The organism is Streptomyces fildesensis, from assembly GCF_016107395.1.
GTDB lineage: Bacteria > Actinomycetota > Actinomycetes > Streptomycetales > Streptomycetaceae > Actinacidiphila > Actinacidiphila fildesensis.
Genome location: NZ_JAAIKO010000009.1, coordinates 200298 through 212683 on the forward strand (window position 1 = coordinate 200298; position 12386 = coordinate 212683).

General features: G+C 69.0%; 8 protein-coding genes. 3 read left to right on the top strand and 5 right to left on the bottom strand.

The window, feature by feature from the left end:
- Nucleotides 1-152: 152 nt before the first annotated feature.
- A complete protein-coding gene (locus C6N31_RS16865) occupies nt 153-2138 on the bottom strand; it encodes a protein-arginine deiminase family protein (protein ID WP_138352423.1) in 1986 nt (661 codons plus the stop codon).
- A 652-nt stretch (nt 2139-2790) separates the two neighbouring features.
- Between C6N31_RS16865 and C6N31_RS43895 the strand changes: the two genes are divergently transcribed.
- Nucleotides 2791-3195, top strand: a complete 405-nt coding sequence (locus C6N31_RS43895) for an alpha/beta hydrolase (RefSeq protein WP_187144705.1) — start codon at nt 2791-2793, stop codon at nt 3193-3195.
- A gap of 388 nt (nt 3196-3583) precedes the next feature.
- On the top strand, nt 3584-6181 hold the full coding sequence (gene rph, locus C6N31_RS16875) for a rifamycin-inactivating phosphotransferase (RefSeq protein WP_138352436.1): 2598 nt from the start codon (nt 3584-3586) through the stop codon (nt 6179-6181).
- Between the two features lie 57 nt (nt 6182-6238).
- Here the strand turns inward: rph and C6N31_RS16880 are convergent, their stop codons facing one another.
- Nucleotides 6239-6730, bottom strand: a complete 492-nt coding sequence (locus C6N31_RS16880) for a pyridoxamine 5'-phosphate oxidase family protein (protein WP_138352437.1) — start codon at nt 6728-6730, stop codon at nt 6239-6241.
- A 194-nt stretch (nt 6731-6924) separates the two neighbouring features.
- A complete protein-coding gene (locus C6N31_RS46915) occupies nt 6925-7116 on the bottom strand; it encodes a hypothetical protein (RefSeq protein ID WP_381588688.1) in 192 nt (63 codons plus the stop codon).
- Between the two features lie 810 nt (nt 7117-7926).
- Between C6N31_RS46915 and C6N31_RS16890 the strand changes: the two genes are divergently transcribed.
- Nucleotides 7927-9000: a PAS domain-containing protein gene (locus C6N31_RS16890; RefSeq protein ID WP_187144704.1), complete on the top strand. Its 1074-nt coding sequence runs from the start codon at nt 7927-7929 to the stop codon at nt 8998-9000.
- A gap of 7 nt (nt 9001-9007) precedes the next feature.
- Here the strand turns inward: C6N31_RS16890 and C6N31_RS16895 are convergent, their stop codons facing one another.
- Together C6N31_RS16895 and C6N31_RS16900 are read right to left on the bottom strand one after the other, a co-directional pair.
- Nucleotides 9008-10273 carry an MFS transporter gene (locus C6N31_RS16895; RefSeq protein ID WP_138352439.1) on the bottom strand — a complete coding sequence of 422 codons (1266 nt, stop codon included), beginning with the start codon at nt 10271-10273 and terminating at the stop codon, nt 9008-9010.
- Between the two features lie 125 nt (nt 10274-10398).
- Complete coding sequence (locus tag C6N31_RS16900) at nt 10399-12348, bottom strand: PEP/pyruvate-binding domain-containing protein (protein WP_307811437.1); 1950 nt, start codon at nt 12346-12348, stop codon at nt 10399-10401.
- Nucleotides 12349-12386: the final 38 nt, after the last annotated feature.

Here is a 12386-nt window from a genome sequence, read left to right on the forward strand (position 1 = left end):
CGCACCCGCCACGGTTCGGGCGATGCGTTGCGTCCTGCCCGCGCCGGTGCAGCGACGTCGTTCCGAACCTCGGGCCGGACGACCGTCGCCGCACCGGAGCGGACGTGGCGCTGCTTCCCGGGCTTCCTGGGCGGAGTGTTATCCGCGGTCGGTCATGCGGAGTGCGGCCACCACCGCTGGTCGGTGGAAAAGACCGCGCGCAGGGTGTTGGTCGCGCAATGGATCTCTCCTTCGGACACATGCGTGGAGAGCAGGTCGTCGACGTAGCGGACCGTGTAGCCGGTGGTGGCGAAGGCCTTGTCGATGGCCTCGGTGAACACGTCCTTCCCGCCGATCAGCGGACCGAAGGGCTTCGGCGCGACATATTCCCCGTTGTTCAGCACCAGGCCGTTGACCGTGCCGGGGATCAACGCGACCGCCTGGTCCATGGCGCGGAGCCGGGCCTCGGCCGCGTCCCTGTCCGGGCCCGGCTTCATGCTTCTGATCTCGCTCTGGAGCATCAGGTAGTCCATCGTGCGGGCGGTGAACAAGGCGGGGACCCGCACGATGTCGGCGTCGGTCAGACCCACCTCGCGTTTCAGCACGGCGACGTTCGCGTCGATCCTCTTCGCGCTGCGGTCGTTGACGTGAAGGAACTGCGGGTCGGCGAGGAACTCGCTGATGCTGCGCTGGTCGACGTGGTCGGTATAGCGCCAGTCCAGCGCCGGCAGCCCGCCGTGCATGATCTGGCCTCCGTACCCGGCCTTCTTCGCGTCCTGGAGAATCCTCATGCCGCTTCGCGGGTCGGCGACGACCGCGCGCCAGCCGAGGCGGCTCCCCGGCGCGGGCAGGAACTGGACGAACTCGTCGATGTGGCCGACCGACAGCCATGACGTGTCGAGCGACAGGGGTTTCTGCATGTTCTGCGAGCGCAGGAAGGTGAGCATCTCCGCGGCGGGGCCCTTCTTCCCGTCCGCGGGATCGCCCCCGATGACGATGCGCCCCGCCGGGTACCCCGGGTACGCGGGGACCGTCTCCAGGTTGCCCATCGAGTCGTAGGTCGAGTCCTCGTCCGGGGTCGGCACGTGCGCGATGTGCACAGCGGCCACATCGGGCCCGGCGAGTTCGGTGAACACGACACGGGAGGCGGCGTGCCGGTTCTCGTTGACGGAGGGGATCAGCACCCGCATCCCGTGCGGTTTGCCGCCGGGGCCGGGGATGGAGGCGTAGCCCGGCTCGAAGAGGTCCTGCATCCACTGGTCGCCGCCGGTGTCCACCCTGCGCAGCGGAGTGGCGACGCCGTTCGCCTTCACGGCGGCGGCGAGGGCGTCGGTGAAGGGCTTGCCGGTCTCCGGGTCCTGGTCGTCTGAGGCGAGCGCCTCCTGCAGACGCTGCGTGTTGAGCTGGGTGAGAACGGGTGCCTGTTCGAGGGCAACGGTGCGAGAGGAGGTCACGCCGTTCGCGGTGACGTCCAGTCGTACGGTGACGCGGCCTGCCCATACGGCGGAGTCCCGGACGATGTCACGCCCTTCGATGCCCAGCTCGACTCCGGCGCGCAGCTCGGCGGCGCTCAGCTTCGTGTCGGGGCCGACGACTTCCCAGCCGCGGGGCGCCGCACTCTTGGGGCGCTTGACGAACAGGCGGACGTGGTCGGCCCCGGCGCCTGGCACGGTGACGCGCCCCGTCGCGGAGGCGGGTGCAGCGGCCCAGGGGGCCGTATGGAGCCGGGCCAGATCCGCCTCGTCCTGGGCGCCGTTGACCACCGTGTCAGCGGCGTCGTTGCACCCGGCCATGTCACGGTCGGCCTGATACTGCGCCAGCCGATGGGTCCGCCTCAGCGCGGCGTACTTCCGCTCCGCCGCCTCCTTCTTGGCGGGGTCCTTGGCCTCCTCACGCAGCGCCGCCTCCTGCACCCGGAAGCTCTCGTTGTCGGCCTGCTCCCGACCGGCGGCATCGACCAGGAGCTCCTTGGAACGGGCCTTGCAGACGCCGGCGTCATCGTCGATGTTGGCCAGGAAGAGCTCAGGCTTCCCGGGAGGCGTGGCGGCATCGGTCCGGAGGTCCGCCACCGGCGAGGCGGCGGAGGCGGGCACGGCCAGGCCCACCGTGCTGACGGTCAGTGCCCCTGCCAGAAACAGTTCGCGCGTTCGGAATCTCATCGCTGGGTGTCCCTCGGATCTGGTGCGTGCGAGGTCCCGCTGCCGGGGAGTACCCGCTTCAGCTTCAGGGACCGTCTGAAGACAACAAGATCGCCAAAACTTGTCAGGTTCCTGTGAACCGGAGGTCAGCGACTCGTCAGCGGGGACCTTCACGCGCTCAACGTGGGCCAGGACGACCGGAACGCCCAGGCTCCCACAGGCTGAATCCACCGTCGCGGAACTGCATCCGCAAGTGGACACTCCAGGCATCAGGACGCAACTGGGGGCTGATGTGCTGGACCCGCCACGGCACTTTGCGTCCACGACATGCTCAGATCTTCTGCAACCCCGACCATCGCGCTGCTCACCCTCGCTCTGACGCTGCCTACCGCCGGTGCGTGGCCGGCCGCCGCGGCGTCGCCCTCGACTCATGCGGCCGCCGGTGTCGCTTCCATCCGCGACGACGCGGACGCGCGCACCTCGTTGCCCCGCCCCACCGGCCCGCACGCCGTCGGCCGGGACACCCTTCACCTCGTCGACGGCGCCCGCCGGGACCCGTGGGTGCCGGACAGGGCTCGAGAACTGATGATCGGCATGTTCTACCCCGCGCTCCCCGGCACCGGAACACCGGCACCGGAACACCGGCACCGGAACACCGGCACCGTACGCGACCGTGCGCGAGGCCGGGCTGTTCCTGAAGAGCTTCGGTTTGGATGGTGCCTTCCCCGCCGAGACCTTGAGCGCCACGGCCACCAACGGCCGCGTCGGCGCCTGGCCCGACCGCCGCCGTCATCCCCTGGTGGTGCTCTCCCCAGGGTTCGGCGTCTCGCGCTTCACCCTCACCGGCCTCGCCGAGGAACTCGCCGGCCGCGGATTCGTGGTCGCGGCAATGGACCACGCCTACGAGTCCGTCGGCACCGCTTTCTCCGGCGGCCGGATGCTGACCTGCATCGCGTGCGAGAGGGCCCGGAACGAACAGGACTTGGAGGCGGTCACCGCAGGGCGGGCCAAGGACGTGTCCTCTTGCAAAGGGTGTGAATTCGCTCGACACGTCGCGGGAGCACCCCCTCGACGATGAAACCTACGCAGAATGGACACCGGATCTCACAAGGATCGATGTCCCGTTCGTCTCAGTAGGCAACCGTCCCCCGAAGCTCCCGAGTACGAGGAGGGGGGCAGGCCGGCGACCACCCCTGACCAAGCTCTGGACGACGGTTCCATGGGACGGCAAAAGGCAAAGGCAAGGAGAACTCTCTCCTTGCCACTCTCAACTTATAGCGCACCGGGGGGCTTGCGGCAAGACCCCGGTGGTGCCGCAGAATCGTCGGCCGAGGCCACAACCTGCGGAAAGAGGAGCACCACGTGCGTGTGTTGTTGTCGCCAAGAGGCGCGACAGAGTTGGAGGCACCGGTGATTCGATCGGCCGCCGCAGTGCAACGGAACACGGCTGCCTCGGAGGTAACGCCATGACTGAGCAGTACGTATTGGACCTTCAAGAGGTCGACGAGACCCAGGTCGCGGTCGTCGGTGGCAAGGGCGCGCACCTGGGCGGGCTGTCGCGGATCGAAGGCATCCGCGTGCCGGGTGGCTTCTGCGTGACCACGGACGCGTTCCGGCGGATCATGGCGGAAGCGCTGTCGATCGACGACCAGCTCGACCAGTTGTCGCGTGTGAACCCGGACGACCGGGAGGCGATCCGCACCCTCAGCGCGCAGATCCGTCGGACCATCGAAGGGATTGCCATCCCGGGTGATCTCGCGGCGGCGATCACCCGCTCGCTCGCCCGGCTCGGCGAGCAGGCCGCCTACGCCGTCCGGTCCAGCGCGACGGCGGAGGACCTGCCGACAGCGTCCTTCGCCGGCCAGCAGGACACGTACCTGAACATCGTGGGGCCGACGGCGATCCTTCAGCACGTCAGCCGGTGCTGGGCCTCGCTGTTCACCGAACGGGCCGTGACCTACCGCCGGCGCAACGGCATCGACCACCGTACGGTCCACATGGCCGTGGTCGTGCAGCAGATGGCCTTCCCGCATGCGGCCGGTATCCTGTTCACCGCCGACCCCGTCACGGGCAACCGGAAGGTCGCCACCGTGGACGCCGGCTTCGGCCTCGGCGAGGCCCTGGTCTCCGGCCTGGTGAACCCGGACGTCTACACGGTGCGACACGGCGAAGTCATCGCCAAGGCGATCGGCGCCAAACAGCGTGCCATTTACGCCCTGCCCGCCGGCGGCACGCAGGAAGTGGCGATCGACTCGCAGCGGCAGGAGCAGCCGGCGCTGACGGATGCGCAGGTCGTGCTGCTCGTACAGCTCGGGCGGCGGATCGAAGCGCACTTCGGCCGCCCGCAGGACATCGAATGGTGTCTGGTCGACGACGGCTTCCAGATCGTTCAGAGCCGGCCGATCACGACGCTGTTCCCCATCCCCGAGTCGGGCGACCAGGAGAATCACGTCTACGTCTCCGTCGGTCACCAGCAGATGATGACCGACCCCATGAAGCCCCTGGGGTTCTCCATGTGGCAGCTGACGGCCATGGTGCCGATGCACGAGGCCGGCGGGAGGCTGTTCGTCGACGTCACCCGGCGCCTGGCCTCGCCCGCGAGCCGCGCCGGCCTCCTGGACATCATGGGGAAGGGCGATCCGCTGGTCAGGGACGCTCTGGAGACCGTTCTCGACCGCGACGGCTTCGTCCCGTCGCTCCCGGACGCAGGTCCCGGCGGGCCGCCGGCCGGCAGCCCGCCCGCCCCGATCGACACCGATCCGGCCATCGTCACCGAGCTGATCGAGCGCAGCCGGCTGTCCATCGCCGCCCTGGAGCGCGCCATCCGGACGAAGACCGGACCGGCGCTCTTCGACTTCCTGCGGGAGGCCTTCGAGGAGCACAAGCGAGTCCTCAGCGACCCGTTGAGCCTGCAGGTGATCATGGCGGGGATGGAGTCCACCTGGTGGCTCAACGACAAGCTGCAGGAGTGGCTGGGCGAGAAGAACGCGGCTGACACGCTCACGCTGTCCGCCCCCGACAACGTCACGTCGGAGATGGGACTGGCGCTGCTCGACGTGGCGGACGTGATCCGCCCGTATCCGGAGGTGGTGACGTTCCTGCAGGGCGTCGAGGACGAGGGTTTCCTGGACGAGCTGGCGAAGGTCGCGGGCGGGACCGAGGCGCGTGACGCCATCGAGGCCTACCTCGACCGGTACGGCATGCGCTGCGTCGGCGAGATCGACATCACGAGGCCACGTTGGCGCGAGCGCCCCACCACGCTCGTGCCCGTGATCCTCGACAACGTCAGGATCTTCGAGCCGGGCGCCGCCGAGCGGCGTTTCGAGGAAGGGCGGCAGAAGGCGCTGAAGAAGGAGCAGGACGTCCTGTCACGCCTGCGGGCCCTGCCGGACGGCGACCGGAAAGCCGACGAGACCAAGCGGATGATCGACCGGGTCCGGACCTTCATCGGGTACCGGGAGTACCCGAAGTACGGCATCATCAGCCGCTACTTCGTCTACAAGCAGGCCCTGCTGGCGGAGGCCGAGCGTCTTGTGCAGGCTGACGTGCTCCCTGCCAAGGAGGACATCTTCTACCTCACGTTCCAGGAGTTTCACGACGTCGTGCGCTCTCACCAGGTGGATGACCAGCTCATCCAGGAGCGCAAGGACGCGTTCCGCTCGTATCACGCGCTCACACCGCCCCGGGTGCTCACCTCGGACGGTGAGGCCGTCACCGGGGCGTACCGACGTGACGACGCGCCGGCCGGCGCCCTGATCGGCCTGCCGGTTTCCGCTGGGACTATTGAGGGACGGGCCCGCGTCATCCTTGACATGGCGGAGGCCGATCTCGAAGCGGGCGACATCCTGGTCACCGCCTTCACGGACCCCAGCTGGTCGCCGCTGTTCGTCGGCATCGCGGGCCTGGTGACGGAGGTGGGTGGCCTGATGACCCATGGCGCCGTGATCGCCCGTGAGTACGGCTTGCCGGCCATCGTCGGCGTGGAGCAGGCCACCCGGCTGATCAAGGACGGGCAGCGGATCCGCGTGCACGGAACCGACGGGTACATCGAGATCCTGTCGTGACCTGTCAGGCCGATCGGGCCGACTAGACCGACCAGACCGGGAGGCGCCGGAGCGAGGTCAGTGCTTCCGTACGACGCGCTCCGGCGTGCCCGGCTTCCAGATCGTGACGTCCATGTGGCCGCCGCCGACCTCTACCGCTGACGCGGCGGTCACATCGGCCGCGTAGAAGTGGTCGAAGTCGCGCCCCCGGAGATCGAGTCCGGTGTCTTCGAACAGGTCGGTGGCGAACCGCTGATGCAGCGCCTTGTCCTGGACGTCGACGACGACGCCCCACAACTTCGCGTCACCGTCCTTGACCTCGGCGTCGACCGTTGCCGTGTGCAGGCAGAAGCGCGGGTCGCGGCCCAGGTCCCGGAATTTGGTGGTGTCCGGCATGCCCACGATCCACAGCTGGTCTTCGAACACTCTCGGTTCGATCGGACTGATCCGCGGGAATCCGTCCGAGCGGAGAGTGGCAAGGAGGCACAGGTTGCCTGTGGCGGCATGACGGCGGGTGAAGATGCCGGCGATCCGCGGCGCGCCCTCGGTGAACTCTTTCCAGGTCGTCATGGTTGTGACGCTACGACAACGCGGGCCTGAGCGGCAGGCAACACGCGACCTCGGCCCCCGGGCCCACCCCGGTCAGAGGCGTGTTGCTACGCGGATCAGGTCGGCGACTGCGCGAAGTCGGCTCTGTGACGGCCAAGCGATCACCGTTGTCACCGGCGGAGCGTCCATGACCGGTACGGCGGCGAGATCCCGGCTCAGGTCGGTGCCGGCGGACTCGGGTCGCCGGCGGCGCCGGATTTGACGGCGAGGACGAGGCTGGGTCGCGGTTGCGCGGCCTGCTGGGTACGCCGCTCCGCCGCGGCTACCGCGCTGAGGATGGCGCGCCCCTCGGAGAGCAGCACCGCTCCCGCTTCGGTGAGGGTGACCTTGCGGCTGGTGCGCTCCAACAGCGTGACCCCGAGCTTGTCGCTCGAGCCGGGTGATCGCGCGGGACAGGGGCTGCTCGTCAACAGTGCGGGTACCACCGACGGTTGTACCGCCTCGGCACTGCCCGACAGGGCACGGACAGCCGGCAGCGAGCTGCGCAGCTCGGCCAGCGCCGTTCGTCCTTTTCCACGCGGTCACCTCAACGGCGACCAAGCCACGCTGCTACCCGCCTGCACCGCACCCATCTTCGTCGCGAGCCCGGGTCCTTCGGGCCATCGAACCGCCCGTCCTCCGGCCGTGGTGCGCCTGACTGCATTGCTGGGATCCATTCCGTCCCTGCAAGCTCCCAACGTAGGTCCTGCGTGTCCACCCACCAGAGTTCGGGATACCCGTGCCCTCGCTATCAGTTCACTATCGGAACCGTTCTCACCGGGCGCCAGGAAGCCTGGCTGAGAAGGGACCTCCAAGGGCCGCTGGAAAGCCGTGGAGCTTGCCAGGAAGGTAATTTTCGCGCGTAGCGTCAACCGATCCGAGAGGTGTATCGCTCATGAGATCTCATCTGAAGCAGAGGCGTGGACTGCTGGAGAGGCGCGATGCCGGTGTCGAGCGTACTTCACCAGGTGCGCTCGACACCGGCACGTCGACGGGGTGGTGTGCCGAGCTGACGAATCGTGCATCGCCGGCGCTGGCCCGTCAGGGGCCTGATCGTCGATCATGGTCTGTGTGGTGGGGAACTAGGCACGTTCGACGATGGGCCGCTGCACTCGATACGCCGGCGCCGATTACCAGCCGATGACCACGGGATCCGATGAAGAATGGGGGAGTTGGGTATGTACGCAGAAGCGGATGACGGGCGGGCCCTGCGGGAGCCCGGCAATTGGGAGGCGTCGGCCCGGAAGCCGCCGGTGCAGCAGGACCGTTCGGAATTTGCGCGGTGGTTCGAGGCGATTGCCGTGTTCGCGCCGGCGCCGGCGTTCATCCGGGACGGGCAGGGCCGGTATTTGTGGGTCAACGCCGCCTACGCGCACCTTTACTGCAGGGAGCCCGACGATGTCGTCGGGAGGGCCGTCGAGGAGATCGACACACCCGCCGACGCGGCCATGTTCCGCGCGCTCGACCGCGAGGTGCTCCTGTCCGGCAGGCCCGTCCGTCATACCCTTTCCTTCCGGCATCCCGACGGGTTACCCCGCCAGGTGACCGGGCACCGCTTCGTGCTCGACGTCGGCTGCGGTCCGCGTGTGGGCGGCATCTATGTCGACCTCACCGACCACACCCGGGTCCTGGAGGACAAGACCGTCGCCGACGAGGAACTGCACGCGTTGCGGGAGCGTACGGGGCTCGCCGTCGTGACACTGGACCTGAGCGGCCGGGTGCGGAGAGTCAGTGGCGGCGCCGCCCAACTGCTGGGGAGCGGCCGCAGCGCCCTGGAGGGAAGCTGGGCCGCCGAGCATCTGGACGGTGGTCTCGATGACGGCACGGTGCGGCGCGTATGGGCGGACCTCGTCGCGGGACGGACCTCCCGGTACAGCGGCTCGGTGGTCTGCCGTACGGCCTCCGGCGGCAACAGGGTGCTGCGGACCGACCTGGCGGTGGTCAGGAGGCAAGGAGCGCCCGACCACATCGCAGCCGTTCTGACCGCGCTGAGCGCCGAGTTCCGCGGAAGGCCGCGTCTGAGTCCGGTGCAGTTGCGCGTGCTCACGTTGATGGCCGGCGGCCGCCCGAACACGGTCATAGCCTCCGACCTCGGACTGTCGCGGCAAGCGCTGGACTACCACCTGCGGCGACTGCGCGGTGTGCTGGACGCCGCTTCCCGTCCGGCGATGGTGGCTCGCGCCTACGCTCTGGGCATTCTCGACGCCACCGCCTGGCCGCCGCGGGCCGCCGACGCCCTCTCCCGGCATTGACCAGGTCTCAGGCCTCCTCGGGAGCTGGACGGACCCGGTCACGACGGACGAGCCACAGGACGACGCTGACGACCAGAAGCAGCAGGCACGTTCCCACGGCCGCGTGCACCAGGAGGGCGTCGAGGCGGTCGGCCGCGAGGTAGGCGCCGACGGCCAGCGCGACCAGGGCGCACACCCCGCGGTCGATGATGGACTCCAACGACAGGAGCGTTGCGCGGTAAGGGGTCTGCGGGATCGCCGCGTTGATCAGGTTCCGCTGGACCGGGTAGGCGAGACCGGTCGCCGCCGCGAAGACACACAGCCATCCGACGGTGGCCATGGCCCCGGCCATGGTGGTGGCGGCCAGGGACAGGGCCATCACGAGGCTCAGGACGGTGACGATGACCGTGTCCGACAGCTTGCCGCGGACCCAGCCCGGCCGTGCCGAACCGACGGCCTCGGCCACGGTCATGGCGGACAGCACCGCGCCGTGGTCGGCGACCGGAATGGCCTTGTCGAGGAGTAGCGGCTGGAAGAGGTTGACCTGGCAGATGCGGGCCAGCGTGAAGATGGCGACGCCCTGCACCATCAAGGGTCCCAGAGATCGCGAGTTCTTGAGCAAGGTCAGTGCCTGGCGGGCGGAGCTGAGGAGGCCGGCGCGCTCAGCGTGCGGGCGCTGTGCCTCGTGGTCCGCGGCGAGGGCGGGGAGTGCGCCGGCGCAGGCCAGCGAACCGAGTGTGCAGGCGGCTGTCAGCAGGTAGGGGGCTTGGTGCTGGAGGTGCATCAGGACGCCGACCAGCGGCCAGCAGGCGATTTTCGCCCACAGTCCGAGGGACCTCGCGGTGCCCTCCGCCTGGACGTAGTGCTCGCCGGCACCGTTGGCGTGCAGGTACTCGTACAGGTAGGCGCTGGAGGCTCCGGACACCAGGGACCGGGCGGCGGCGATGGCCAGAAAGTGCAGCAGGAAGCCCGAGAAGGAGGGCCAGGCCACCGGGACCAGGTTGGCGGCGGTCATCACCGCCGCTCCCAGTTGCAGGCAGCGTCGCTGTCCGATGCGGTCCGCGAGGAGACCGGTGGGTATTTCCAGCAGGCAGAACGCCACGTAGTAGATGCTCTGGATGCCGAAGATCTGGCTGTCCGACAGCCCCGCCTGCCTCTGGTACTCGTAGAAGACCGGCATCCACCACAGCAGGTTGAACAGCAGTTGGAAGCCGTTGTTCAGGCGGATCACGCGCAGGACGTTCTTGCGCAGGGGGGCGCGGCGCTTCGCACGCGCGAGCAGGGAAACAGGCATGGGTGACCTTCGTCGATGAGCGGGACGGTGCGAGGGGCCGGCTTCCCCGAGAGTGCGCGGGCGACCACGGGGGACGGGCCCCACCACACCGGAAGTCCTGTGGTGGTGGGGCCTGCCGGGCGGTGTCAGGCGCTGTAGGGCCTCAGCTGGAGGATGTGGAGCCGGCCACCGGGTGCGAGGAGCCATTCGATGTCGAGCGGCACCGCGAAGGTGTAGTCGGTGGCGAAGTGGGACTGGAGCAGGCGGCCGGCCAGCGCGAGCTCGCCGAGGTGGTCCTGCGTGTGCGGGTCCAGGTCCTCGGAGGCCGCACCGAGCGAGATGGTACGGCCGCCGCCCTCCACGGTGTTGTAGAGGTACTGCAGGGGCAGCGTGGTGCCGTCGACGATGTCGGAGGTGGAGCCGTGCGCGCAGTTCAGGTAGACGTTGCGGAAGTCGGCCCTGTTGGTCGGGTTGCAGGTGACCATCACGCCTCCGAGCGGGGATGCCTCGTACCGCTGGACGATCACGCCCATGTACGTGTCGTCGAGGGAGATGCCTGCCTGGTGGCGCAGCCGCACGCTACGGGGGGACAGCAGGGACGCCCACACGTGGCGGATGGCGTCCAGGAGTCCGGGGAGATCGGTGACCTTGGTGTGCGACTCGTAGATGCCCGCGGCGGAAAAGCCCGGCAGGTCTTCGGCGTTGGAGGAGGAGCGCACAGCGAAGCGGCTCGTTCCAGCCAGGTGCTTGACCAGATGCGTGTCGAGCGCGCTGACCAGGTCCTCGGGCACCGGCAGGGTGCGCACCAGGTGCTGCAACTGGACGCAGGCGGTGTCCACGGCGTCCATGGCATCCAGTTCCAGGGCCATCTTCAGCTTGCCGATGCTCTGCTGCACCGCAGGCGAGGAGTCCAGAAATCGCTGCTGGACGGCGAAGGGGACGGCTATCCCCTCCGGTGCGCTGACGCGCCGGGCCAGGAACGCACCGGCGGCCTCGGCCAGATCGGCGTGCTCGGGCGTCTGCAGGCGGCCCGCCAGGTGGCCGAGCAGGTCGGGCCTGGGCGGGCGCGGTACGGAGTAGTAGCCGGTCAGCCGGGCCGAGCCGTGGCGCAGCACATGGTGCAGCTCGCCGAGGTTGGCCGCCTTGGTGCCGTAGCTGCGCCGGTCGTGGGAGCGGAGTTCACTCAGCGGCACGATGGGGACGTCGGCGACCTGGGGGGCGTCGAGCCTGATGCGCTGGGTGTGCCACGTCGGTTCGTTGAGGTCGGACGGCTGCTCGGCGCGTTCGACGACAGCGGTGTCGGCCAGCACCTCGTAGCGGATCCAGGCGCCGTCGAGGTCCTCGGCGGCGATCCGGTCCAGGACACCGCGCACGATGGCGTTGGGGATGCCCCAGCCGGCCGCCAGCATGTTGGTGTGCGACAGGGGGGTCGTGGGCGAGCCGTTGATCAGGCCGGCGAGCCGCGGGATGTCGTCCGGGACCACCGGCATGGCGACGATGTCGTACCACGTGAGTCCGGGGCGGGCGGCGAGGTACTCCTCGGTGGAGGTGAAGGCCCGCAGCCGGCCGACGGCCGAGCCGAGGGTGAGCGGTACGAAGGGGGCGGCCGCGAAGAGCTCGTGGCCCTGGGTGCGCGGCAGCACGGTCTCGGGCACGGAGGTGAGAGCGTTCGCCTGGCCGTGGTTGGCCGGCTTGATCAGCAGCGCCAGCGCGCTGTCGAGCTGCTCGCGGACGAAGGAGTAGAACTCGGTGAGCAGCGTCGCGCCCATGGTGTCGGCCTCGGTCGTCTCCAGCACCAGGAACGGCTGTGACTGGTCCTCGGGCCCGCCGAAGTGCAGGGACAGGACACCGAGCAGGAACCGGCGCTCCGGGTCCTGGTAGACGCTGTGGTTGAAACTGTCGAGCTCGGAGTCGAGTTCCTCCAGGGTCAGCGCCTGGATCTCGGTGGCGATGTAGTTGACGTGGAAGGAGTGCACGGCGCTGTCGAGGATGTGCCACACACCCTGTTGCCGGTCCACGACGACCTTGACGTAAGGGTGGCCGCCGAGGACGCCGCACAGCTGCTCGAACAGGGGCAGGGTGAGCACACTGCCCACGACTGCTCCCTGGTGAGCCGTGGTCGGTGCGCCCGTCC

Coding starts and splice junctions, on each gene's coding strand:
- C6N31_RS16865 (WP_138352423.1), bottom strand. CDS start 2,138: ATGAGATTCCGAACGCGCGAACTGTTTCTGGCAGGGGCACTGACCGTC.
- rph (WP_138352436.1), top strand. CDS start 3,584: ATGACTGAGCAGTACGTATTGGACCTTCAAGAGGTCGACGAGACCCAG.
- C6N31_RS16880 (WP_138352437.1), bottom strand. CDS start 6,730: ATGACGACCTGGAAAGAGTTCACCGAGGGCGCGCCGCGGATCGCCGGC.
- C6N31_RS16890 (WP_187144704.1), top strand. CDS start 7,927: ATGTACGCAGAAGCGGATGACGGGCGGGCCCTGCGGGAGCCCGGCAAT.
- C6N31_RS16895 (WP_138352439.1), bottom strand. CDS start 10,273: ATGCCTGTTTCCCTGCTCGCGCGTGCGAAGCGCCGCGCCCCCCTGCGC.